The 24,574-nt window shown below is 62.6% G+C and carries 24 protein-coding genes and 1 pseudogene; 14 read left to right on the forward strand and 11 right to left on the reverse strand.

The window, feature by feature from the left end; all coding sequences use genetic code 11:
- Positions 1-53 precede the first annotated feature (53 nt).
- From H290_RS0114655 to H290_RS0114665, 3 genes are all read right to left on the reverse strand, one after another.
- Positions 54-248 (reverse strand): hypothetical protein, encoded by a 195-nt coding sequence (locus tag H290_RS0114655; protein ID WP_020107566.1) that lies wholly within the window; start codon positions 246-248, stop codon positions 54-56.
- Between the two features lie 89 nt (positions 249-337).
- Entirely contained in the window at positions 338-1,579 is a 1,242-nt protein-coding gene (locus H290_RS0114660) for a low temperature requirement protein A (protein ID WP_020107567.1), read from the reverse strand.
- Between the two features lie 134 nt (positions 1,580-1,713).
- A complete protein-coding gene (locus H290_RS0114665; protein ID WP_020107568.1) occupies positions 1,714-2,337 on the reverse strand; it encodes a dihydrofolate reductase family protein in 624 nt (207 codons plus the stop codon).
- A gap of 135 nt (positions 2,338-2,472) precedes the next feature.
- Here H290_RS0114665 and H290_RS0114670 point away from each other — a divergent pair, with 135 nt between their 5' ends.
- From H290_RS0114670 to H290_RS0114680, 3 genes are all read left to right on the forward strand, one after another.
- Positions 2,473-3,702 (forward strand): serine/threonine-protein kinase, encoded by a 1,230-nt coding sequence (locus H290_RS0114670; RefSeq protein WP_020107569.1) that lies wholly within the window; start codon positions 2,473-2,475, stop codon positions 3,700-3,702.
- A gap of 137 nt (positions 3,703-3,839) precedes the next feature.
- Positions 3,840-4,928 (forward strand): epoxide hydrolase family protein, encoded by a 1,089-nt coding sequence (locus H290_RS0114675; RefSeq protein ID WP_028463205.1) that lies wholly within the window; start codon positions 3,840-3,842, stop codon positions 4,926-4,928.
- Positions 4,929-5,032: 104 nt separating this feature from the next.
- The gene (locus H290_RS0114680) at positions 5,033-6,697 is read left to right on the forward strand and encodes a M4 family metallopeptidase (protein WP_020107571.1); all 1,665 of its coding nucleotides are present in this window, start codon (positions 5,033-5,035) and stop codon (positions 6,695-6,697) included.
- Here the strand turns inward: H290_RS0114680 and H290_RS0114685 are convergent.
- Genes H290_RS0114685 through H290_RS0114695 form a run of 3 tightly spaced genes read right to left on the reverse strand, consistent with a single transcriptional unit; the run spans position 6,687 to position 8,665 of the window.
- Positions 6,687-6,980: a putative quinol monooxygenase gene (locus tag H290_RS0114685; protein ID WP_020107572.1), complete on the reverse strand. Its 294-nt coding sequence runs from the start codon at positions 6,978-6,980 to the stop codon at positions 6,687-6,689. The two genes, H290_RS0114680 and H290_RS0114685, sit on opposite strands and share 11 nt — an antisense overlap.
- A 41-nt stretch (positions 6,981-7,021) precedes the next feature.
- A complete protein-coding gene (locus H290_RS0114690; RefSeq protein ID WP_028463206.1) occupies positions 7,022-8,227 on the reverse strand; it encodes a S9 family peptidase in 1,206 nt (401 codons plus the stop codon).
- A gap of 36 nt (positions 8,228-8,263) precedes the next feature.
- Positions 8,264-8,665: a hypothetical protein gene (locus H290_RS0114695; RefSeq protein WP_020107574.1), complete on the reverse strand. Its 402-nt coding sequence runs from the start codon at positions 8,663-8,665 to the stop codon at positions 8,264-8,266.
- Between the two features lie 112 nt (positions 8,666-8,777).
- On the opposite strand from H290_RS0114695, the gene H290_RS0114700 reads away from it, so the two are divergent.
- From H290_RS0114700 to H290_RS0114725, 6 genes and pseudogenes are all read left to right on the forward strand, one after another.
- Positions 8,778-9,494 (forward strand): haloacid dehalogenase type II, encoded by a 717-nt coding sequence (locus tag H290_RS0114700; RefSeq protein WP_020107575.1) that lies wholly within the window; start codon positions 8,778-8,780, stop codon positions 9,492-9,494.
- Between the two features lie 103 nt (positions 9,495-9,597).
- Positions 9,598-10,101 carry a flavodoxin domain-containing protein gene (locus H290_RS0114705; protein ID WP_020107576.1) on the forward strand — a complete coding sequence of 168 codons (504 nt, stop codon included), beginning with the start codon at positions 9,598-9,600 and terminating at the stop codon, positions 10,099-10,101.
- A gap of 29 nt (positions 10,102-10,130) precedes the next feature.
- Positions 10,131-10,409: a hypothetical protein gene (locus H290_RS0114710; protein WP_028463207.1), complete on the forward strand. Its 279-nt coding sequence runs from the start codon at positions 10,131-10,133 to the stop codon at positions 10,407-10,409.
- Between the two features lie 106 nt (positions 10,410-10,515).
- Positions 10,516-11,009, forward strand: a pseudogene (locus H290_RS0114715) (Fur family transcriptional regulator).
- Positions 10,999-13,185 carry a catalase/peroxidase HPI gene (gene katG, locus H290_RS28645; protein WP_020107579.1) on the forward strand — a complete coding sequence of 729 codons (2,187 nt, stop codon included), beginning with the start codon at positions 10,999-11,001 and terminating at the stop codon, positions 13,183-13,185. The pseudogene H290_RS0114715 and the gene katG overlap by 11 nt, the downstream one beginning before the upstream one ends.
- A 98-nt stretch (positions 13,186-13,283) precedes the next feature.
- On the forward strand, positions 13,284-13,970 hold the full coding sequence (locus H290_RS0114725; protein ID WP_020107580.1) for a (2Fe-2S)-binding protein: 687 nt from the start codon (positions 13,284-13,286) through the stop codon (positions 13,968-13,970).
- Between the two features lie 11 nt (positions 13,971-13,981).
- Here the strand turns inward: H290_RS0114725 and H290_RS0114730 are convergent, their stop codons facing one another.
- Together H290_RS0114730 and H290_RS0114735 are read right to left on the reverse strand one after the other, a co-directional pair.
- Complete coding sequence (locus H290_RS0114730; RefSeq protein ID WP_020107581.1) at positions 13,982-14,419, reverse strand: VOC family protein; 438 nt, start codon at positions 14,417-14,419, stop codon at positions 13,982-13,984.
- A 94-nt stretch (positions 14,420-14,513) separates the two neighbouring features.
- On the reverse strand, positions 14,514-15,737 hold the full coding sequence (locus H290_RS0114735) for an oxygenase MpaB family protein (protein WP_020107582.1): 1,224 nt from the start codon (positions 15,735-15,737) through the stop codon (positions 14,514-14,516).
- 145 nt (positions 15,738-15,882) lie between these two features.
- Here H290_RS0114735 and H290_RS0114740 point away from each other — a divergent pair, with 145 nt between their 5' ends.
- The 4 genes from H290_RS0114740 (at position 15,883) to H290_RS0114755 (ending at position 20,228) form a co-directional block, all read left to right on the forward strand.
- Positions 15,883-16,563 carry a TetR/AcrR family transcriptional regulator gene (locus H290_RS0114740; protein ID WP_231373705.1) on the forward strand — a complete coding sequence of 227 codons (681 nt, stop codon included), beginning with the start codon at positions 15,883-15,885 and terminating at the stop codon, positions 16,561-16,563.
- 102 nt (positions 16,564-16,665) lie between these two features.
- A complete protein-coding gene (locus H290_RS0114745; protein ID WP_020107584.1) occupies positions 16,666-17,484 on the forward strand; it encodes a mycofactocin-coupled SDR family oxidoreductase in 819 nt (272 codons plus the stop codon).
- Between the two features lie 147 nt (positions 17,485-17,631).
- Positions 17,632-18,903 carry an amidohydrolase family protein gene (locus tag H290_RS0114750; RefSeq protein WP_028463209.1) on the forward strand — a complete coding sequence of 424 codons (1,272 nt, stop codon included), beginning with the start codon at positions 17,632-17,634 and terminating at the stop codon, positions 18,901-18,903.
- A gap of 134 nt (positions 18,904-19,037) precedes the next feature.
- Positions 19,038-20,228, forward strand: a complete 1,191-nt coding sequence (locus H290_RS0114755; protein ID WP_020107586.1) for a metallophosphoesterase — start codon at positions 19,038-19,040, stop codon at positions 20,226-20,228.
- A gap of 9 nt (positions 20,229-20,237) precedes the next feature.
- Here the strand turns inward: H290_RS0114755 and H290_RS0114760 are convergent, their stop codons facing one another.
- The 3 genes from H290_RS0114760 to H290_RS0114775 all read right to left on the reverse strand — a co-directional run bounded on the left by H290_RS0114760 (position 20,238) and on the right by H290_RS0114775 (position 23,386).
- Positions 20,238-20,900 carry a nitroreductase family protein gene (locus H290_RS0114760; protein ID WP_020107587.1) on the reverse strand — a complete coding sequence of 221 codons (663 nt, stop codon included), beginning with the start codon at positions 20,898-20,900 and terminating at the stop codon, positions 20,238-20,240.
- 492 nt (positions 20,901-21,392) lie between these two features.
- Positions 21,393-22,508 carry an FAD-dependent oxidoreductase gene (locus tag H290_RS0114770; RefSeq protein ID WP_028463210.1) on the reverse strand — a complete coding sequence of 372 codons (1,116 nt, stop codon included), beginning with the start codon at positions 22,506-22,508 and terminating at the stop codon, positions 21,393-21,395.
- Entirely contained in the window at positions 22,505-23,386 is an 882-nt protein-coding gene (locus H290_RS0114775) for a DUF1295 domain-containing protein (protein ID WP_028463211.1), read from the reverse strand. Before H290_RS0114775 ends, H290_RS0114770 begins: the two co-directional genes overlap by 4 nt.
- 146 nt (positions 23,387-23,532) lie before the next feature.
- Between H290_RS0114775 and H290_RS0114780 the strand changes: the two genes are divergently transcribed.
- Positions 23,533-24,516 carry an ABC transporter substrate-binding protein gene (locus H290_RS0114780; RefSeq protein ID WP_020107590.1) on the forward strand — a complete coding sequence of 328 codons (984 nt, stop codon included), beginning with the start codon at positions 23,533-23,535 and terminating at the stop codon, positions 24,514-24,516.
- The last annotated feature ends 58 nt before the right edge of the window (positions 24,517-24,574 follow it).

Raw genomic sequence — 24,574 nt, forward strand, 5'->3', positions numbered from 1 at the left:
CTTGCTCCGAGCCCTCAGCATAGGCGGCCGCTCGCGTGCAGCTCGATGCCTGATCAGCCGCGAGACTTGGTTCCGTCGGTTTGGTCGAAGAATCGCCAGTCGCCATCCACGTTGACCTCCATGCGGAAACCCAGCTGCCCGGACGGGACCTCACGATTCTTGAACCATTCGTAGGCGTCTTCGGCATTGTTGAACTCGACTTCGTCGATTACTTCCTCGTCAGGGTTGAGCACCCGATATTCCGCCATGTCTCCTCTTTCGCATCCATGTTCTCCTTGGCCATTGCCAGGTTGTTTCTCGGATACCCTCTGCTCGCCGGGCTACACATCAGCAGTGGTCAGGTCTCGGTCGTCTCTACGGGACTCCGACGCCGACGGACGATTCCGGTGACCACCACGAGGACCGAACCGACGGCCAGGACGATCGCCGAGGCGTACGGAAGTGCGCTGTCGATGAGTCCCACGACGAGGACCACGGGAATCGCCAAAGCCGGCCACGGAATGGTCGTCTTCCAGTTTCCGGAGCTCCAGCCGAGGACGGCGCATACGCCGGTGACGAACAGCGCCAAACCGCCGCAGAGGATCCAGCGTCCGGCGGCAGAAAGTTCACCCACTGGATGAAGGACGTACTGCTCGATGCCCACGCCGAGTAGCGCGGCGCCCAATACCAGTGGCAAGTGCCCGTAGATGTAGCCGTCGGCGCGCCCACTACCGACCGCGCTGTCGTCCTCCTGTATCTCTGTCTTGGCTTCGGCACCACCGATGTCGAAGTACATCCACCACACCGATGCGGCGATGGTGAATCCCACTGCGGCCACCAACGTTGACGACCAATCCCAATGGGTGTCCTGCATCCCGAGCACGATGGCCGAGATGGACTCGCCGAGAACCAGGATCACGAAGAGGCCGAAACGTTCCGGTAGGTGCTCGAGGTGCAAAGGCAAGTCGGGTCCCCAGTGGGTGGCCGCGAACGGCGCCATCGCCTCTATCGCGATTCCGATCCCCCACAGGATGTAGGTGATCGGTGAGGGCGTGAGCAGTGCGATCGTCCAGATCGCGATGCTGATGACCGTCGCTGCGAAATACAGATTGATCGTGACTCGCGCGTCGATGATGTGCCGCCACGCGCGTAGATACAGTCCGGCCAGGATCACTCTGGTGGCGATGTAACCCACACCGAACGCCACGGTTCCGTCGCCGCCGATTGCGGTGGATGCACTGGCGGCCATCACCGCGACTGCGAAAGTGGCCGCCAATTTGAGCACGCGATACAGGATGTCGTTGGTGTCGAAGCGGTTTGCGTACAGCGTGGTGGTCACCCATGACCACCACGTGACCACGAATAGTCCGGTGAAGACAGCGACACCGTGCCAACCGAGGTCCTTGTTCAGGGCGAGCGCAAGCTGATGGATGACCAAGACGTACGCGAGGTCGAAAAAGAGCTCGAGCCGCGTGGCTCCGCGATCGTCTTGCGTCCGCAACCGCGGCGGCTCGAGGAGCGGGGCGCGGTTGCCGGCTCCGGCGGTATCGCCGGTGTCGTCAGGATGATCGCCCAAATGCCCTGCCGCGCGATCACCCATGTCGTCAGTTGTCCTCACCGTCGGCCCTGACGGGCGTGCGCTGAGCCAGGGCGACCCAGTGGCATGTCGGGTCAGTACCCAGAACCGGACTGTCACAAACGAAAATCTCGCCTCAGGTGTTTCAGGCGTCGCGCTCAGCGATCTGCGGTCATATCCCCCGTCTCGGGCGTGCCCTCGGCTAGCCCGTAACGCAGATACACGGTGCCGTTCGGAACGGCTATCGGCGGTTCGACGAGCGTGAGGTTGGTGGGCACTGCACCATCGTCGAAGACCTTCTTTCCGACACCCAGCACGATGGGGTGCACCCAGAGGTCGAGGCGGTCGAAGAGTTTCTCGCGTAGGAGGGTCTGCACGAAGTTCAGGCTCCCGACCACCTTCACGTTCTCGTGCCGGTCACGGATTTCGCGCACCGCAGCGGAAAGATCCGGACCGAGTTGTGTGGACCCGGCCCACGGGAGGTCGGGATTTCCGCGGGAGGCAACGTATTTCGGGACCTTGTTGAAGAGCGTGGCGATCTCGTTGTCCTGGCCACCCTCCTGGTGCGGCCAGTAGGCGGCAAAGATGTCGTAGGTTCGCCGGCCCAGCAGTAGGGCATCCGTGCCCTCGTACGCGGCAAGTATTTGCGCACCGGTGGTCTCGTCTATCAGCGGTGCCTGCCAGCCGCCGAACGAGAAACCCTCTGGATCTTCCTCAGGGCCGCCAGGCGCCTGTCCGACGAGGTCGAGGGTTGCGAACATCTCGATGTGGATGAGTCCCATGGTCAGCTCCCGATGCGTAGGTTGTCTCGGTCAAAAGGTAGACCCGGTGACGCGGGCGAAATCATCGCTGTTTCCACTTCCGATGCACAGCCGTCGTGGTCGCGCGCTCGAAGCCGTTCACGCTAGCGTGACAACATGCCCGTTCCCGAAACCCTCGCCGGTCGCTATCAGTTGCGCGGACTGTTGGGTCACGGCGGAATGGGCGATGTCTATGACGGATGGGATGCCCGGCTCGGACGTCCGATAGCGGTAAAGGTGCTGCGGCCCGACCTCGCAGCCTCAGCTGATATCAGGCTGCGCTTCGAAAGCGAAGCCCGTACCGCAGCGACCGTCAACCATCCGAATGTGGTGGCCGTGTATGACACCGGCGAGGATGCCGACATTCCGTTCATCGTGATGGAACGCCTACCTGGACGGACCCTGGCCGATGAGATAGCCGAAGGACCGCTACCGCCGGGCCGGGTCCGGGCAGTGATGGCCGATGTACTGGCAGCGCTTGCCGCCGCACATGCCGCCGGGGTCCTCCATCGCGACATCAAGCCTGGGAACGTGCTTTTCACGACGGCCGGGACCGTGAAGGTCACCGACTTCGGAATCGCCAAAACCGCCGAATCCAATCAGACCGCAACCGGCGAGGTTCTCGGAACGGTCGCCTACCTGAGTCCTGACCGGATAAACGGAAAACCAGCTGTGGTCACCGACGATCTCTACGCGGTGGGCATTGTGGGGTACGAAGCGATCGCCGGCTATCGCCCGTTCGGCGGCGACAACATCCTGTCGGTGGCGCGGGCCATCTTGAACCAAGAGGCGCCGCCGCTCGGAACTCTGCAGACCACTGCCGATCCCGGTCTCATCGAGGTCGTCGAGCGGGCCATGTCGCCTGATCCCAGGGCCCGCTTCCCGGATGCCGACGTGATGCGGCGTGCTCTCGTCGACCCTGCGACATTGCCGCCCGTGGCGATGCCCCCAGTGGCCCCGGCCGCGCCCGTTGCGACACGTGCCTTCACCTCGCCGGTACCCGCCGCAACCGTCGGCCCCCAGCCTTCACCTCGGAAACGGCGGCGTCCAGTCCTGATTCTCGCGATAATCGCCGCTGCGATTGTTGCGGTCGCCGCGGGTGTTCTTGGAGTGGCACTGAATTCGGACGACACGGACGCTCCGGCCACGACGCCGAGCGACACGCGCGCCTCGACGTCTTCGCCGATAACCCCGGCTGAACAGACCTCACCGACCATCACCACCGAGGCTGCTCCCCCACCAGTTGCTCCCCTACCAACCGCCACACCGGGCAACGGCAACTCGAACAAAGACAAGGAGAAAGAGAAGAAGCCGGACAAAGGGAACGGCAACAACGGTGACAAATGATTCTTGATGCCGCTGCGGATGCGAGCAGATCGGGCACACGATCATATCGTTGGTCTGACCAACGTTATGGTATCGTCGAACTGTAACCGTTGGTTCGACCAACGTTTGTTGGTCGCTCAGATCTCTGGAGTATGGCGATGATCAAGCCTTTCCGCATCAATGTCCCCGAGGCCGACCTCGACGACCTCAACGATCGACTCGTCCGCACCAGATGGCCGAACGAGGTCACCGACGCCGGGACCGACTACGGTTTTCCGATGGCCCGGCTCAAAGAACTCGCCGACTGTTGGCTGACCACCTACAAATGGCGCGACCATGAAGCCAAACTCAACGAGCTGCCGCACTTCACAACCGAGATCGACGGCCAGAACATCCATTTCGTACATGTCCGATCCGAACGACCGGATGCACTCGCCCTGATACTGACCCACGGATGGCCTGGTTCGTTCCTGGAATTTCTCGACGTTATCGAGCCGCTCTCACGAGACTTCCATCTGGTGATCCCATCCATCCCCGGCTATGGGTTCTCCGGCCCAACCCACGAACGCGGCTGGGGCATCGTCCGGATCGCGCATGCCTGGGCCGAGCTGATGCGACGTCTCGGGTACGAGCACTATGGCGCGCAGGGCGGCGACTTCGGCTCGGGTATCTCGATCGCGCTCGGTACAGCGGCTCCCGATCAGCTTGTCGGCGTACATGTCAATTATCTGCCGACCCCGCCAGATCCCGAGGCGGACTTCGATTTATCCGCATCCGACAGAGCCAGACTGGAGAAGATCAAGAGCCTGATGGCGAATCGACCGCCCTTCCAGGCTCTGCAGGCCCTTACTCCGCAGACCATCGGATACGCGCTCACCGATTCTCCGGTGGGCCAGCTCGCCTGGATCGCCGAGCGATTCGCCCAGTGGACAGACCCGAGCTCGTCCATCAGTGACGAAAGATTGCTCACCGACATTTCGCTGTACTGGCTCACCGCCACCGCCGCATCAGCGGCGCGACTGCACCACGACGCTGTGCGGAACGTGGGTCCGTGCCCGGTGCCGGTTGGCGTAGCAGTCTTCGCGCACGACATAACGCAGTCGGTGCGACCACTCGCCGAGCGGCTGTACGACATCGATCACTGGTCGGAGTTCGAGCGCGGCGGTCATTTCGCTGCAATGGAGGTGCCCGAACTGTTCGTCGACGACGTCCGCAGCTTCTTTGAGAAGCAGACCTCGGCGAAGTAACAGAATTCGAGTAGCGCACTACCCGTGTGTGGAAGCACATACAGATCGATAATTGATGCATGACCCAATAGTCACCGCATCCATTCGATCAGGAGACCTCGGCAATGTACGACAACGGGCTGACAAGCTTTGCGCTACACAGTGAAGACGCAACGGAGGGGCCCACACTCGAGGCCCTGAACGACGAGGTCGTCAAGATCGGCGAGGCAGCTCCGGTCAACTCGGAGGACCTGGATCCCGAAACTGCCGCCCGACGTTATCTCGATCAAATGATCGTGAGTCCCGAGGTCCCCACGATCACCGCGGATGGGGCCGGTCCCGGCACCGAGTACCGCACAATCGGTACCGAAACAATGCCGCTGACGGAGACAACAGTCGTCAAGTTCGCTCAATACCGCCAGCACATACCGATTTACGGATCGTTGGTGACGATCGAGCTCGACGAGACGAACAGCATGCTGGCGATGAACTCCGCGCTCGGAAACCCGGACGGAGTTGATGCGGTGGCCACGGTATCGCCCGCCGGCGCCCAGGAGGTGATCGCCGATGACGCAGGTCAGGATGCTCTGCCACTCGCAGAACCGCCCCGCCTGTACTTCTATTACGACAACAGCGACAGCGGGGCCACGTGGCGGTTGGCATACATTGCCAAAGACGTTGAACAACACCGCAGCCCAAAGCAGGACAACCAGGGCGACACTTTGCCCCAATTGTTCGACTATGTCGTCGACGCAAATTCTGGCGCCTTGATTGCCAAACTACCTCGTACGCAATCGGTTTCCTGGACGCTCGACGAACAGGAGTCAACCGACGGGTTGGGGCACAACCGGCAGATCCGGGCTGAGCGCGACCAGAACGGCAACAAAAGGCTGGTGGACCCCATTCGGCGGGTGAAGACCTACGACTTCAAATTCGGCAGGATCGAAACGCAACTCGGTTCCCTGCCCGGCTCCGAGCCGATCACCAACCCACCCGAACCGTGGGATCCCGCAGCCGTCAGCGCCCACGCCAACGCTCAGGAGGTCGCCGATTACCTGATCAACACCTTGCGCCGTGACGGTCTCGACAACCGGGGTGCCCCCTTCGTCTCGTCGATCAACTGCACCTCGGTTCGCGAGCCCGACAGCGATCAATGGCACAACGCCGCCTGGTTCCGCAACCAGATGGTCTACGGACAGCGACGCGTGAACGGAGAACTCTGCTCCTATGCTGTGGCCAAAGATGTTGTCGCCCATGAAATTACCCACGGTCTGACCTCCAATACCGCACGCCTTGAATATCAGGGTGAGTCGGGTGCACTCAACGAGTCGTACTCCGACATATTCGGAATCATCATCGCCAATTCACATGAGCCCAACGTCGACAACTGGGACTGGGAGATGGGCGAAGAACTGAACGAAACCGGGATACCGCTGCGCGACCTGAGTGATCCGACGCTTCGCGGGCAACCCGCCCACATGGATGACTTTGTCGTCACCGCCGCCGACAACGGCGGGGTCCACAAGAACAGCGGTATCCACAACAAGGCGGCATTCAACCTGATCACCGCCCGGGACGGCGGGGCCCACGTGTTCACACCGGCCGAGTCCGGCGCACTCTTCTACCTGGCCCTCATCAACAACTTGTCGCGGACATCGGGTTTCAGCGACAGCCGCCGTGCGGTGGAATTGGCCGGCAAGTCTCTGTTCCGTCGCGAGGAACAGGAACCGCGGGACACGAAGATCTCTGCGATCGGTGGGGCATTCGACGCCGTTGGGATCATCCGCTGAACAGCGATCGCTCCCCGCTTACATCGTATTCGGCGACCGACGCCGAAAGTATTGCGGCTCTTTGATCGTCGCTCGGTCCGCTGCTCCGGAAATCTTCGACCGACGCCTGAGATTCCCATCGTTCGAATATGTTGATGCGTCCGGTGTCGGCAAGGTCTGCCGAGATGGCGAAGTCGAGACATCCCGCTGCGCTCCGTGCCTGCGCAACGACATCCACGCATCCGGTCAGGTACGCGTCACGTTGACCGGATTCGACGGTGATGTGGCCGGCGACGATAACCATGGTGGACTCCTGTGTAGGTCTTGTGTCGTGGCCGAACTCGGCTAACCGTGCATCAACCGAGCGAGCCAGGGCGTCGAGTCGACTGTAGAGGTGAGCACCGTGCCGCTGTGGTCTTTCGGGTAGACATTCAACGTCACCGGTTGTCCGTTGGCGGCAAGTGCGGCAGCCAACGTCAGCGACAACGGCGCCGGAACATCCCGGTCGAGCAGACCTTGCCCGAGAAAGATCGGCCGGTCATAACCGCGGTCCGGAATTGCCATGTAGTCACTCAAGGCGTCGGGCAAGCCCGGCACCCCGGCCAGCGGCTTGCTGAAGAGTGTCCGCAAATCCAAGCCCTCGGTGATTTCGGCCATCACCGGGATACAAAGAATTCTGGCCTGGTCGATGAGTTGCTCGGCGCGCGGAGTCAACGCAGAGCGAGTGGCGATGTCGGGCCGGGCGTCGAGGAACCCGGCAAGTATGTACAGCACGTAGCTGTTGAGTCCGGCGGGCAACGTAGCCGGTGGAACGTCGGGCCCGAGGAGGTCAATCGGATAGTTGATGTACGCGGGTGTGCCAGTGGCAACAACCCCGCGGTAATCGAGTCCCGATCCTGCAGACAGCGCGGTCGCAACATGCGCGGCACTGAGCGCCGCTCCGGCACCCTGTGATTGGCCGACGATGGCCCACCGCTCTGCCAACGGCAGGCCAAGAGCGTGTGCTGCGATCACCGAGTCCACGATGTTGCGGGCAGCCGCCTCTCGGCCGAGGTATTGCATGAGGCCGGGTGTCCCGAGCCCCGCGTAGTCGGAGGCGACGATGGCGTAGCCCTGCCGCAGCCAATGTTGGAGGTAGGCCGCGTCGCGTTCGGAGCGTGGCAGTGCTGACGGTGTGCAATCGTCACCGAGTCCGGTGGTGCCGTGAGCCCAGGCGATGACGGGCCAGCCATCCTCGGGTGCGGTGCCGGTGGGAAGAAAGACGGCAGCGCTACTGGTCGTGACCGGGCCATCAGCGGAACGGCTTGTGGCATAAAGGAATCGGCGGGCGTCGGTCACCTCGGGTAGCGAAAGCGTGGGGTCGAGTTGCGCCTGCGCAATCAGCGCACCGCGTTCGGACCCGATTGGGGCCGACGTCTCGCGGGCATCAATGCCAGACCACCGTGGCGTAGCAAACCCGGGCGCATCGTCAGCCGATGCGGGTGGCGCGATACCTGCGATGAACAAGATCCCTGCGAGAGTCACCAGCGCGGCTACCGTACGCCTTCTCATACTTGTTCATGCTAGCCGCGGCACAGCTGGGTTGATCTAGGAACCGGAGTCGTCGAGCACACCGACAGACACGCCGTACGGCAGGAACCGGACCTTCCGCTGAGGGTCCAGATTGTCCTTGTGTGCCCTCAGCGCATCCAGTTCCGATGAGTACACCTGGTCGATGCGTGCGGAGCCATCCTCGTCGACCGTGTAGATCGCCCACACACCGTCACCGGTGTCGCCCGCCGTTTCGCGGGTGGGTGCGGAAGGTTTGGCCCTGGCGCCGGAATTACCGAACCCGGACTCGCTCAAGAACGACATGAATTGCTGTTCAGCGCCCGATTTCGACACACCTTTGGCCACCTGGCCGAACAGGTCGCGGAGCCCGTCACCGGCTTCGCGCGCGATGCGGTCGATATCTTCGGGATCGAAGCCGAATGGCCCGTTGGCACTCATAGATCTCACTCCTCATGGACGTTGTTCTCCAGTGTGCACTCACTGCCGTTACATCGGGGTGCATAACTATGCTCTGAGGCGGACGAGAGACCACCTGAACGGGAGCTGACTCGTGAACTTCGCGAATTACGACGCCCTGAGTTTCGACTGTTACGGAACGCTCATCGACTGGGAGGCCGGCATCGCCGCCGTGCTCGCCCCCTGGGCGTCCGAGGCCGGACTCGACCTGTCCGACGAACAGCTCCTACTGGCATACGCCGACAATGAAGCCGAAGCCGAGCGCGAATGGCCAACCGCTCTGTACCCGACGATCCTGGCCAACGCATTTCGTCGCACCGGACACGACCTCGGAGTGAACGTTTCCCGGCAATGGGCTGCGCGCTTGGGTGATTCGGTTCCGTCGTGGCCGGCCTTCCCGGATTCACCCGCCGCGCTGCGTTCCCTGGCCGAAGACTACGAGCTGATCATCCTGTCCAACGTTCACCGCGAAGGCTTCGCGGGCAGCAACGTCCGGCTTGATGTCGAGTTCGACAGAATCATCACCGCCGAGGACGTGGGCGCATACAAACCAGCGGCCAACCACTTCGACGCGCTCGATGCCACGCTCGATGAGATGGGCATCCCACGAGAGCGACTGCTCCATGTGGCGCAGAGCCTGTTCCATGATCACGTCCCAGCGAAACGCCACGGACTCGACTCAGTGTGGATCAACCGCCGCCACGACCGCCCCGGGTGGGGTGCCACCCCCGAGCCCTCCGGAGACTTCAGCTACTCGGTGGTGTACCCGTCGATGGCAGCCTTCGCGCACGCGGCGCGTAAACCGAGATGAGTAAAAATGGGGTGAAGAACTGCGATTGGGGCACATCTGCTCTGGCGCCCGTTCCATTCGGCGGGCAAGGTGGACAGCAACCGCCTACCGACCAGGGAGCAGAATGCGAATTCTCGTCGCCACTGCCAGCAAGCACGGGGCAACCCGCGAGATCGGTACGCAGTTGGGCTCGGATCTCTCGACCGGGCTGAAAGAGCGTGGCGTCGATGCCGAGGTCACGGTGCTCGACACAAATGATGTCGACACGGTGATGGACTACGACGCCGTAGTTCTGGGCAGTGCAATCTATTTCGGTCGATGGCTCAAGAGCGCCGACAAACTCGTCGACCGCGAACTGATGTACCTCGAAGATCGCCCGGTGTGGTTGTTTTCCAGCGGTCCGGTCACACCTGCCGACAAGGCCGAAAGCTCGAAGTGGGCCACCGTTCCATGGGCGGTCGAGCACCACATGTTCGGCGGGAAAATCGACCGCTCCGTTCTGAACTTCGCCGAGCGCCTCGCAATGAGGGCTCTGCACGCCGAGGATGGTGACTACCGCAACGTGGACGAGATCACGACGTGGGCCGACAGCATCTGCACACACCTGACCGCGAGGACTGTCCGATGACCGACGCGAACCAGCATGGTGACAAGCCGATGAAACAGATCCCGGCGGGACCCCGTCTCCAGTACGGCGAGCCGGTCAGGATTGAAGACCAGACGACCGTGATCCCGGTGTCGCGCCGCACATTACGAGGTGGTTCGACCCCAGTCGGGCTGTACACCATCACCAACGGTGAAACCGTCTGGACACCGGCCATCGACTCCGGGCGAATCGCAATGATCGGGGTTGTCACGGGGCTCGTCGCCGCGACATTGGGGACAGCCGCGGTATTCAAACAGCCACCGTGGCCGCGCATGACCATCTACAAGTGATCAAATCGCGATGATTCTTGGCTCCGACCACGGATGTTCACGTTTTATTTTTACTGATTCCAGAAAACACCACACTGACGGCTGCGAACTTGCCTAACGTGGAGTCGTGGCCCCCACACCGGACAACGCGGATCGGCTACGCGGCTCAGACCTTCGGGTCACCCGGCCGCGAATAGCGGTGATGGACGCTGTCCATGGCAATCCACACGCCGACACCGAAACCATCTTCGATGTGGTACGTGCAGTTCTGCCCACCGTGTCACGCCAGGCTGTATACGACGTCCTGAACGCGCTGACCACCGCGCAACTGGTTCGCCGGATACAGCCCGCCGGTCATGTCGCCCGTTACGAGAGCCGAGTGGGCGACAACCACCACCACGTCGTGTGCCGAATATGTGGTGCCATCGCCGACGCAGATTGCGCAACCGGCGAACGTCCTTGTCTCACAGCCTCCGACGACCATGGCTTCGTTCTCGATGAGGCCGAGGTCATCTACTGGGGTCGATGTCCCAACTGCACCGAACCCGCCGCAATACCCGATCGCATCCAGTGATCGCAGCCCAATTCACTACCGTCCGAAAGGAATACCGTGGCTTCTGAAAGCGAGAATCCGGTCATCGACTCCCCTACGCCCAAGGGGAAGGCACCACTGACAAACAAAGACTGGTGGCCCGAGCAGATCGACCTTTCCGTGCTGCACGCCCAATCGTCGAAGGCCAACCCACTCGGCGAAGACTTCGATTACGCAGCCGAGTTCGCGAAGCTCGACGTCGAAGCGCTCAAGGCCGACGTCATCTCGGTGATGACGACATCGCAAGACTTCTGGCCCGCCGACTACGGGCACTACGGTGGCCTGTTCATCCGTTTGAGCTGGCACGCCGCCGGCACTTACCGCATTTTCGATGGCCGGGGCGGCGGCGGTCAGGGCGCACAGCGGTTCGCGCCACTGAACAGCTGGCCCGACAATGCCAACCTCGACAAGGCGCGCCGCCTGCTCTGGCCGGTCAAACAGAAGTACGGCAACAAGATCTCGTGGGCCGACCTTCTGGTGTACGCCGGCAATGCGGCGCTCGAGTCAATGGGTTTCAAGACATTTGGCTTCGGATTCGGCCGCCCCGACATCTGGGAACCCGAAGAGATCCTCTTCGGCGAGGAAACCGAATGGAAGGGTACCGACAAGCGGTACTCCGGCGAGCGTGAGTTGGCCAAGCCGTTCGGCGCCACCACCATGGGCCTGATCTATGTGAATCCTGAAGGTCCAGAAGGTAAACCGGACCCGATTGCCGCCGCGCACGACATCCGCGAAACATTCAAGCGCATGGCGATGAACGACGAGGAAACCGCCGCGCTGATCATCGGTGGGCACAGCTTCGGCAAGACGCACGGTGCCGGAACCGCCGAGACGGTCGGCCCGGAGCCCGAGGGTGCTCCGATCGAACAGCAGGGTCTGGGCTGGAAGAGCGCCTATGGCAAGGGCAAAGCCGAAGACGCCGTCACCAGCGGCCTCGAAGTGGTGTGGACCGCGACCCCTACCCAGTGGGGCAACGGCTTCCTTCAGAACCTGTACGGATTCGAGTGGGAACTGACCAAGAGTCCGGCCGGAGCCTGGCAGTTCACCGCAAAGGATGGCGCCGGCGCCGGTACCATCCCCGATCCGTTCGGTGGCCCGGGACGCGCCCCGACCATGCTGGTCACCGATGTGTCGCTGCGTGAGGACCCCGCATACGGTGCGATCACCCGCCGGTGGCTGGATCACCCCGAAGAACTCGAGGTGGCTTTCGCAAAAGCCTGGTACAAGTTGCTCCACCGTGATCTCGGCCCGGCGACGCGCTACCTGGGTCCCTGGGTTCCCGAGCCGCAGCTCTGGCAGGATCCGGTTCCGGCAGTCGATCACCCGTTGGTCGACGACCAGGATGTCGCATCTCTCAAGAGCAAGGTCCTCGATTCGGGATTGTCGGTGTCACAGCTGGTCAACGTGGCATGGTCGTCGGCGAGCACCTTCCGCGGTACCGACAAGCGTGGTGGGGCCAATGGCGCACGTATTCGCCTCGAACCCCAAAAGGGTTGGGAGATCAACGAACCCGCGGAACTGTCCAAGGTGCTTCCGGTCCTCGAAAAGATTCAGCAGGACTTCAACGGCTCGGCTTCGGGTGGCAAGAAGATCTCGCTGGCAGATCTGATCGTCCTGGCGGGCTCGGCGGCGGTGGAGAAGGCGGCACAGGCTGCCGGACAGACCGTGACCGTGCCGTTCGCCCCCGGCCGGACAGATGCCTCCCAGGAGAACACCGATGTCGAGTCGTTTGCGGTGCTCGAGCCCCGGGCCGACGGGTTCCGGAACTACTCGCGCACCGGAGAGAAGGCACCACTGGAGCAGTTGCTCCTCGAACGGGCCTACCTGCTCGACCTGACCGCACCGGAAACGACCGTGCTCCTCGGTGGTCTGCGTGTTCTCGACACCAATCACGGGGGCACCAAGCACGGTGTGTTCACCGACCGTCCGGGAACGTTGACGAATGACTTCTTCGTCAACCTGCTCGATATCGGCACGGAGTGGAAGACCTCGGAGACAGATGAGAATGTCTACCAAGGGACCGACCGCAAAACCGGCGCGCCCAAGTGGACCGCGACCGCCGCAGATCTGGTGTTCGGTTCGCACTCTCAGCTGCGCGCGATCTCCGAGGTCTACGCACAGCAGGATGCGGCCGATAAGTTTGTCAACGATTTCGTCGCCGCGTGGGTCAAGGTCGCGAACAACGACCGGTTCGACCTGAGCTGATTTCGTAGACGATCGCACCCCGCTTGCCACTGGCAGGCGGGGTGTTGTCGTTGTGTTAGATTCAGCGAGTCGCAAAGACACGTAAGAGGAGCCGGATCATGCAAGCCACCAACGCATTCGGTCAGAGCTCTTCGGATGCCGCGATGCTCCTCGCCCGGCTGTCGGAATCAGGAATGTATTTCACACTCGGAACCGGACCGGTGGCCGACGATGATTGGCAGCCCACCGCGACGCTCCGCCGGCCTGCGGTCCGGGATCGTGTTGTCGAGGAGGTCGCTCGGCAGCTCGACGTCGACGAGATACGGGTTGCCGCCTCCACGCTGTTCTTCGGCTTTGCGGCCCGGTTGTGGTCCGTTGCGGCCGGAACCCGCCAGGTGGACGGACGGTGTGTGAGTATCGGACCCCAAGAACTGTTGTGGCGCTCCGTCAATGGCTCACTGCAGCTTCACATCGAAGAGCCACGGATGGGCCGATCGGCGCGGACCGAGGTCCTGGACAACCACATCGATCCTTGCATCGAGGCATGGCGAGACATCGTCGCGCCCGGATTACTTTGGGGCAACACCACATCCGCACTTCTCGGCGCCGCAGGCGTCACCGGCGACACCAATTCACGGTGGGTCACCGCACTGCTCAACGATCCTCGTCTTCAGCTCACACTGGAGCCGAACACCCATCGTCGACGTAGTTGCTGCCTCTTCTACCGAACACCGGCCGGCGGCGTGTGCGGCGACTGCCCATTCCCCTGTGCACCATCAGCGGCACCGGCAACAGGGACAATGTGAGCGCGACTCATTCAATCGAGACAGAACTCATTGCCCTCGGGGTCGGTCATGACGATGTGCCCGCCACCTAGTGGTGGATCGGGTTCAAACCGCCGGATACGGGTCGCCCCGAGTGCCACCAGTCGGACTGATTCCGCTTCCAGTGCCGACATCCGTTCATCGCCGGCCAAACCCGGGGCAGCACGAACGTCGAGATGAACCCGATTCTTGACCGACTTGCCCTCCGGGACACGCTGGAAGAAGACCCGGGGCCCGCTCCCATCGGTGCTGACGACTGCCGATGCGTCGTTGCGTCGCTCGGGTGGGATGTTCAGCGCATCCAAGGCCGCCTCCCAGGAATCGAATCCCGGTGGTGGACCCTGGATTTCGTAATCCAGCACATCGGCCCAGAAGGCGGCCAACCCACCTGGATCACCGCAGTCAAAAGTCACCTGAAACTCGCGAGTCATGACGTTCGCCCCTAACGTGGTGTGCAGTGGTCTTTCCGAAATCAGACTTGCACACCACGAGGACAGATACGGTCCTGAATAGCGACCCGATCAGTTATTTGTACTGCGGATTATTGCCCACCGGGATGGTGATGTTGATCGGCATTCTCAACTCCGACATGTACAACAGGACAAACTGGCGGAGGAACTCGTCGATCAGCCAGTACGCCTCTTTGGGCGTACCCAGGTCGAGTAGGCCTTCTCGCACGGTCACGTATGGACCCCACGCGGTTTCCAGCAGAGGCGTCCAGACCGGTTCGGTCGGCATTTGAAGCCAGTCGCCGATCTTGTCGCCGAGCATGAATCGCGTCAACGCGCCGAGAATGGGCCGGCTCAACAGCGTCAGATCCAGGTTCATGCCGAGGTCGAGCAGCATGTCGGCGAGTTTGATGCCCTCCGGAGTCGGCGCGAGAATCGGGTCGAGCACCTGCTGCGCCTGCGACTCGGCAGTCGCCCACGAGGCCGGGATGTACTCGTCTCTCACGCCGAGCAGGTGGGCGCTCAACTGCCAGGAATGCAGAAAGCCCGCGGATTCGTCGGCCGCGATCGGCACGTTCCACCGCTTGAAATTGCGCATGACGGTTGTCGGCAGGCTGTGCCAGGTGACCATGATGTCAGCCTGGCTGATCGGGATCTCCTCCGGAGCCGAGTTCACCCAGTGCGCAGACCTGGGGAGCAAGTACCTCACGGCCGCGTGCGCCAATCGGGTCTTCACGCACGTGACCACCATTTCGCCGTCGGGTTGATAAGCGTTGAGGGATCCGATGTCGTAGCCGAGTTTGGCGGTCTTGGTGATGCGGTCCTTCATGTCCGCACCGCCCTGGGAGTAATAGACCGCGCGGGCTTCCCGGGGGATGACCGTGCTCATCATTCCGCTGGCGAATCCATAGATGACACCGAGATATGTGCCCCGCTTCTGGTTGAATCTCACTGCGTCAGCGAGCTTTTGCTGATCAGCCCAGTCCGGTAGTTGGCGGGCCTGCTCCATGAAGTCACGCAGCTCCGTGGGCAACCCCTGGGGCAATGGCTGACCATTTTTTGTCCAGTTGCGCAACAACTCGTTGACTTTGGGTACCTCACCACGTTCGAGAAGGCCCGCGACAACAGGATCCGCCTCCACATCCCACACACCGCGCGGATCGGCCCCGCCCCCGACGCCGGGTACCGAACCTGCCGGCGACCACGTCCACGGCGTCGAGGGCGCGACCAACGCAACTGCCCCGGCGGCCCCCACAACCCCACCTGCCTTCAGCACAGCGCGCCTGTTCAGCTTGTCCATTTTCGGTTGTCCCGTCCCTATTTCAGTTGCAATGAAACACCAATCGTTTCTCTGTATCATTCGTAGCAGAGTGTGTCGCGCATCACAAGAGTGCAAGCAGGATTATGATCATGACGAGAACCGGATCACCAGACGAGGAGGGCTTGTGGCATCTGCGCCAACCGATAGCCCCCGATCACCTGAGCCCAAGTCCTTGATCGAACGCGCCTTCGATCAAGCGCTGGAGCAGGCGGACAATGGCGATCGAACCCGGACCCGCTTGCTCGATGCGGCGTACGAACAGTTCTGCCGGATGGGGATCCAGCGGTCGTCGATGGAGGACGTGGCCCGCCGCGCGGGCCTGTCCCGGATCACCGTCTACCGACGATTCGCCACCAAGGACGAACTGGTCGAACAGGTGATACTCCGCGAATTCCGCCGATACTTCGATCAATTCCTCATCGACATCCAGCAAGCCGAAACAGCCGCCGACCGAGTGGTGCTCGGATTCGTGAGCTCGCTGCGCGCGATCCGCGGCAATCCGATGATCGGCGGACTCATGTCGGCCGAACCGAACCTCATCGCCGGGTCGATGGTCGGCGACGACGGACTGATGCTCGCCACCGTCCGTCAGTTCCTGGCCGCACAACTCCGCCTGGAACAACGTGTGGGCAACGTCTCGGCAAATCTGAACACCGACCTGGTCGCCGAGATGATGGTGCGGGTGTCCGCGTCGTTTCTGGCCATCCCCAGCCACGTCGTCGACCTCGACAGCGACGAAGAACTGTCCGCGCTCGCCTGGCAATTTCTCGTACCGATGCTCGATCCGCCTGCCACGCCGCGCTGACCCGCCGGCGATGAGTTCCGGAAACCGTTGCGGTCTACATGGTCGTATCGGGATTTTGAGTCGACCCGAACCCTGACCGCAGGCGGCGAAAGGTACATCGACATGGGAGCACTCGAAGGCAAGGTCGCTTTCGTCACCGGAGCCGCACGGGGGCAAGGGCGGGCGCATGCGGTGACCCTGGCCCGAGAGGGAGCGGACATCGTGATGTGCGATATCGCCGCGCCGGTGGAAGAGGTCGACTACCCCGCGGCCACCCCGGACGACCTCGGGGAAACGGTCCGTCTGGTCGAATCACTCGACCGGCGTTGCCTTTCCGATACCGCGGACGTACGCGATCTGCCGGCACTGCAAAACCTTGTCGACCGGGCGATGACCGTGATCGGCCCCATCGACATCGTGGTGGCCAACGCCGGAATCGCCACCGTCGGCTCGATCGCAACCATGTCCACACAGCGCTGGCAGACCATGCTCGACATCAACCTCACCGGCGTCTTCAACACATTTCGGGCAACCCTGCCCCATCTGATCGATCGCCGGGCGGGCCGAATCGTCGCCACCTCGTCGATAGTCGCCGGCACCGGAGCCGTCAACTCGGGCCATTACGCCGCAGCCAAGGCCGGGGTCGTCGCACTGGTGAAGACGGTGGCGCATGAGGTCGCGGAATACGGCATCACGGTGAACGCGGTTCTCCCGTCCGGGGTGAACACGCAGATGCTCCACAGTCGATCCGTGTACCGCATGATTCGCCCGGACCTCGACGAACCCACCTGGGAAGACGCCGAATCCGTGTTCTCACAAGGTCGTCCACGACCGGGCCTTCTGGAACCCGAAGACGTGGCCAACGCCGTCCTCTACCTGGTTTCTGACGTCGGCCGTTGCCAGTCCGGCGAGTCCATCACACTATCGAATGGTTTACAGTAGAGTCGACTGCAGCGATTGCGTCCACGATTGATCCGTATCGAAAATCGGACTTGGTTCAGCCGAAAAGATCCATGTTCTCTGCGAATGAGAGTATCGTTCTCATAAGCCTGCCCCCGGGGCACTGCTGCCCAGTACGAGAGGACTCTGATGAATATTGACGACATGGTGATGGTCAGCATTGACGATCACGTGGTCGAACCTGCCGACATCTTTGAAAAGCACTTTCCGAAGAGTCTCATGGAACATGCGCCGAAGCTGACGGCCAATCCGCGCAACCCCAAGGTGCAGGCCTGGCTGTTCCAGGACCAGGTGGTCGGCAGCTCCGGCCTCAACGCCGTCGTCTCCTGGCCGAAGAAGGAATGGGGCATGGACCCCACGGGCTACGCGGAAATGCGGCCCGGCGTCTACGACATGAGCATGCGAGTGCGCGACATGGATGCCAACGGCACCCTCGCGGCCACACTCTTCGCCACGTTCCCGGGTTTCGCGGGCACCCACCTGGCCAGCTTGCCGGACAAGAAGCTGTCCCTCGCGGCCTGCAAGGCATTCAACGACTGGGTGGTCGGCGAGGTCCCCACCACTCATCCCGGCCGCTTTATCCCGATCGGTATCATCCCGTTCTTCGACCCCGAAGAGTCGGTCAAGGAGATCCATCGGCTCGCGGCGATGGGCTGCCGTTCCATCAGTATTCCCGAGACCCCCTATGGCTCGGGCTATCCCGATTTCAAGTCCGGATACTGGGATCCGATGTTCAAGGCGTGCGTGGAACACAACATCGTCCTGAGCCTGCACATCGGTGGCGGCTTCAGCCTGCTCAAGCGCCCCGAGGGCTTCAACCTCGACGACATGATGGTTCTGACGCCACTCATCTCGACCATTGCAGCCAACGACATGCTGCTCAGCGGAGCCTTCCAGCGGTTCCCGGATCTCAAGATCGCGATGAGCGAGGGTGGAGTCGGCTGGGTTGCGCCGTGGCTGGACCGTGTCGAACGCCATCTCGACAACCAGGCCGAATGGCTGGGCTCGGACTTCCTGCCGAAGGGTATGACCGCAACGGATGTATGGCGCAAGAACTTCCTGGCGTGCTACATCACCGAACCGAGTGGACTGAGCAATCGGGACCGGCTCGGAATCGACACCATCGCCTGGGAGTGCGACTACCCGCACTCGGACTCCACCTGGCCCCACTCGCCAGAGGTGCTCAAGAAGGAACTCGACGAAGCGAACTGCACCGACGAGGAGATCGACAAGATCACCTTCGGCAACGTGGCACGGTTCTTCGACTGGGACCCGTTCAAGCACATCTCGCGTGAGCAGGCGACCGTGGGCGCTTTGCGTGCACGCGCCACGGACGTCGACACCGCAGTGACCTCCAAAGAGGAATACCGCCGTCGCTACGAGCTCGAGCACACCTCGTAGACAACGCCTCACCATGTGGCCCATCGGATCTGATCCGGTGGGCCACACGTGTACGGAGTGAATCTGCGGCAACGCTAGCCTGATCTGGACATGAACGAGCTCACCAGGCACCAGCACCCACCCCGGCCGCGCCGATGACACGACTGCTGATCTTCGCGGCTGCCACCGCACTGTTGACCTATTGGTTTCATCGTCGGCTCGTCCGGGCGACAGCTCTCCCGCACCCGTGGAGACCGATAGTCGATGGCACCCTGGTGGTGCTGTGGGTGCTCACCGTCATCGGCATCGGGAGTGGCGACCAGTTCGACACCTCCTGGGTCCGGCCACCCGGGTACGCCGGGTGGGTATGGCTGGGAGTCGCCTTCTATCTGATTCTCGGTCTGCTCCTGATCTCCGCCGGATCAGGGATCGCCCGGGTGGTCAGCGCTCTGCGCAGGCGTCGATCAACAACTGGATCCGGCGGGTCGGAAGATCCTGGTGCCGGGCCGACGACCGGACGTACCCGTCTGATGGTCGTCCGGGTCACCACCGCCGCGGTTGTTGTCGGGGCGTTGATCACCACGGCCTATGGCGTCGTCGTCGCGGCTCAACCGAAGGTCGTCACCGCCCAGGTGACACTTCCCCGCCTTCCCGCGGAGTTCGACGGACTCCGGGTCGCGTTGCTGTCCGACCTGCATGTCGGTCCGGCTCGCGGTGTCGGATTCACGCGAAGAGTCGTCGATCTGGTGAACGAACAGAAGCCGGATCTGATCCTCATCGCCGGCGACCTCATCGACGGCACCGTCGCACAGGTCGCTTCCGACCTCGAACCACTCGCGGACCTGTCGGCCCCGTTGGGTGTGTACGGCGTCAGCGGCAACCACGAGTTCTATGCCGACGACGGCGGACGCTGGCTCGACACGTGGGATCGGTTGGGCATTCGGACACTACGCAACGAGCGGGCATCGATCGAACGAGGAGCGCACAGCATCGACATCGTCGGAATCCACGACTACTCGTCTCCGGCGCCGTACGAACCCGACCTGCCCGCCGCCCTGGACGGTCGAGACCCCAACACGTTTGCGTTGCTGCTGGCACACGAGCCGCGTCAGGCATTCGAAGCCTCGGATCTCGGGATCGACATGCAGGTCTCGGGCCACACCCACGGAGGCCAGATGTGGCCGTTCAACTATCTTGTTCGCCTGCAACAACCTTCGGTGTCGGGCCTCGACAAGATCGGCAACACGGTTCTCTACACGACACGCGGTGCCGGCGCGTGGGGACCACCGGTCAGAGTGGGCGCTCCTCCGGAGATCACCATGCTCGAACTGCACCGCGCGGGCTGACGCGGCCCGTCAGCCCACCGGATATGGTCCCTCTGCAAGCGCACCCGCATCTTCGTCCCAGTGGTTCAGAGACACGATGCCGCTCAGCGGCTTTCGGCGGACCGGTCCGTGATGACCACGCGGCCATCCCACCACCACGTGACCGGCGACGATCCAGTCCGCCGGTACGCCAACAGCCTCGCGGAACAGCGCTTCGCCCTCGTAGGACGCCCAGCTGGTCAGGCACGCACCGAGGCCCTGAGCCCGCGCAGCGAGCAGGAAGTTCTGCATCGCCGGGAAGATCGAGCCACCGAGCAACAGCTCGGAGGCCGTGGTGAATTTCTCCTGCACAAAGAGAACCGACGTGAATTCCCCGGCCCGGTCATGCAATTCGTACGTCGCCCGGTTGTTCCGGGCCCGGCGACCGTTGTCGTCATCGGCCGGCCGCGTCATCCCGTACACCGGCTCGATCACATCTAGCGCATGCTTGGCTGCCTTGGCCACGACCGCCCGCAGCTCCGGCGAACGCAACACCACAAAACGCCACGCCTGCGCATTGGCACCCGACGGCGCCCATGAGGCTGCTTGCAGGCAACGCGCCAGCGTGGCGTCGTCGACCGGCTCGTCGGTGAATCTCCGGATCGTGCGAGCGGTCGACATCGCTTCCCAGACATCCGTCGTCGTCTCACCCATGCAAACTCCCTACCGTTCCGTACCGAATCGCGCAGACACGCCCGGCGAGACGTACAGCCCTGACAAATCGACCATTGATCTCCGACACTCTCTCACGTTGCCTTCCGTGAGGTCACACCACCAATGCTTCATACGGTGAAGCAGCCGACATCTGTCCTGCACGTTCTGTCGGAAGCAATATCACCCCAACCTGATCGTCACGATCATCTACGGTCGCGTAATGTCTCCAACGACAAGTCGTTCCGCAGCCCTCGAACATCCGGGGGCTGCGGTCACATTCCGGGAGGAGCTGGTTTTCAGTTGTATTCACCAATCGACGCCGCCATCGACGCATTCTTGAACACGAACGTGTGGGCGATGGACATTCTTCGGTTCATCCTCGCCGGATTGCCCTGATCGATCGCTGACCGGGCACCGAGGTCGCTGCTCCACCATCAGTTTTCCGACCCCGCACCATCCTCACCGATGTTGCGGGGTCGGCTGATTTCGCCATCAGTGTGTGTCGCGCACTCCGTGGTAGATCCCGCGCCTGACTATCCAGGGTTGCAACACCCGGTCGATGGACCACGCCGGGAATCGAAACGCGTAGCCCGTCGGCGCGAAGACCTCGAGACCATCGGGCTGTGGCCCGAGGACCGAACCCCAACGATGGTCCTTCGGCCGATAGGACTTGAGTCGACGGCCGTCGAGGTGGGCCCGGACATTGTGCGCGACCAGACGGTCGGCTCGGTTGCGCGCCGACGAGCGAAGCCGGTCGGTGGCGGCGACGTCACCGACGGCGAACACCCCGGGGCAGCCGGGAACGCTCAGCCGGCTGTCGACCCGCACGAATCCGTCACCGTCGAGAATCTCGGCGGGCAACCAGTCGGTGTTCGGACGCGTCCGACCGATCGCCCACACCACGGCGTCGGCTTCGGCCGGCATCTGACCTGTCGTCCACCGGACCACACCCCCGGTGATCCGGTCACACTCAAAACCGTTGGGTAACAACGCGCGATACCCCGGATGCCGGTTCACCCCGAGATCGTCCAGGCGGTCCCCGACACGGCGCCAGGTGCGCGGGTGGTGTTGCGGCAGCGCACGTTCACCGGGGTAATAGAGGTCGACGCGGGTGCGCGGCCACCTGGCGGCGATATTCGCGGCGCTACTGACTGCTGCCGCACCGCCCCCGACAACGATGACAGAGCGTGCGCGCGCGACGATGTCGTGTGCCTGCCGCAGTTCGTCGTCGATGTCGGCGCTGGTCTGCACCGTCGGACGCCGCCAGAATCCGTTGGTGACACCGGTCGATATCACCAGGGCGTCGTAGTCCTCGATGGCCGTCGATCCGTCCGGATCGGTGATGGTGACACGTTGCCCTCCGATGTCGAGCCCGGTCAGCGTTCCGTGGATGGTCCGCACCCGGTCGAGTCCGCGGAATCGCTCGAAGTCGACGCGATAGTCACGAGCCCAGGCATCCGGACGACTGATCCGCAAACCCAGTTCCTGGCCACTGACCAGGCCGGGCTTGACCGAGATCCCCACCACCTCACAGTGCCGGGCGAGGTGGATGGCGGTGAGCACACCGCTGTCACCCAATCCGGCGACGACCACTCGTCTGCGGCTCACACGGTCACCTTGCGTGGGGGCCGTGGGGCAAATCGGGGCACCCGATCGATCACATCCTGGTATCCGGGCCGACGCTGCAGACTCCGCTCCTCCATCATCGGGATACTGGCACCCAGGAACATGGCGAGCATTGTGGCCGCACCGGCGAACAGCCACCACACATCGGCGGGCGACGCGGCAACTCCGAACAGCGCGAGCGCGAACCAAAAGCTGAACTCTCCGAAGTAGTTCGGATGCCGCGACCAGCTCCACAGGCCTTGATCCATGGTCTGACCGGGGCTTCTATCACTGACAAATCGACGCATCTGGCCGTCGGCAACCAATTCGAGGAGCACCGCGGACAGCCCCAGGGCGCACGCAATCCCGCTGAGCCACAGCAGGTTGTCGCCTGAGGTGGTCACCGCCACATAGACGGGGATCATCCCGAGGAACACCTGAGCGGTCGGAATCAGATGGATGGCAACCAGATCGGCGACAAAAGAAAACCGGCCGGCCTGGTCACGGAGCATCCCGTACCGCCAGTCCTCATGGTGCAGGCCCGGGAATGACCACGCCCAGTTCACCGTCAGGCGGACCGCCCAGACCACCACGACAACGGAAACAAGCCAGCATTGAATCTCGTCCGCCCCGAGGCCGCCGGCATACCACCAGTAGAACAACATCAGTGGCGGGGCCACACTCCAGTAGGCGTCATAGAAACTCGAGTTCCGGTATCGACGGCTGAAGCCGAAGATCACCAGGGTTCCCAGAACGTCGGCGATCAGCGTGTCGAGCCACAGCACATCGGTCGTCGGACCCCACCCGAGCCACGATGCCGCCACAACCAGGGCGATCACATAGGCCACACAAACCCGGACATACGATGCGCTCCTGGTCACGGTTTCCGATCCTGCCACGGCCTGCGTCCGTCCCGGCCGAAAGTGGCATCTTCGGCCGCTTCGCAGTCAGGCGCGGTATTCTCAGGCTGCCCAAGCCTTTGAGGTGAGGATCAGTGCACTGGAAGAGCCGGCGATCAGCCGTATCAATGCGTGTCATCGCAACGGTGGCCGCACTCATCGGAGCGACCGGATGCTCCTCACTCGATGAGGACAAAGACTCGTCGGCGTCGATGACTGCCGAGCATGGCGCGTTGCCCGTCACCATCGAGCAGAACTTCGGACCGGTCACCATCGAGAAAGAACCCACTCGCGTGGCGGCGGTCGGACCGGGTGATGGTGACACCCTTCTGGCGCTCGGCATCGTGCCGACCACGATGAGTCCGCTCACCGGTTCGGAGGCCACGCGTGTTGTCGAACCCTGGAACGACGAACTGATCGGCGACACCGTTCCGGTTGTGCTGCCGAAAGCCAGTTCCGATCTGAATGCCGACATCCCCAAGATCCTGGCGACAAACCCAGACCTCATCGTCGCCGTCAACGCCGCGGTGACCGAGGAGCAATACAACAACCTCAGCAAGATTGCGCCGGTGGTGTTGCACGAAGAGCAGTACCCCGATGGGCAGGTGCCGTGGCAGGCGGCCGCGATGCAGACCGGCAAAGCCGTCGGAATGCCCTCCGAGACAAAGAAACTTATCGATGAGACTGAGAAGTTCTTCACTGACGCCCAAACCGAGTACCCCGGCATCGTCGGCAAGAAGGGCGCCGTGATCACCGCCGGAACAGGCGATGGCGTGGACATCTACAGCGACACCGACAAACGGGGTCAGATCCTGGCAGATCTGGGCATGACATTCCCGGCAGAACTCGCCGCCACCATCACCGATGATCTCTACGGTGAGATCTCGACCGAGAATTTTGACCTGCTGAACTTGCTCGACAAGGTGGTCGCGGTCGACTGGCAGGGTTCGAACGACCGCCTCAGGCAGAACGCCGCATTCATGAACCTCTCCGTCGTCAAACGCGGCGGCGTCGTCTGGGTCGACCAGGTTGTCGCCGCCGCCATGGCCGTCCCGACCGTGCTGACGATCCCCTATATGGTCGCAAACCTGGCGCCGCAGCTTGCCGAGTAGTCCGGCCGACCACCGGATGGGGAGGTCCCGGATTCGCGTATGTGAAACCCGGAGACGT

The sequence above is a fragment of the Nocardia sp. 348MFTsu5.1 genome, assembly GCF_000383535.1.
In the GTDB taxonomy this organism is placed as follows: Bacteria; Actinomycetota; Actinomycetes; order Mycobacteriales; family Mycobacteriaceae; genus Williamsia; species Williamsia faeni.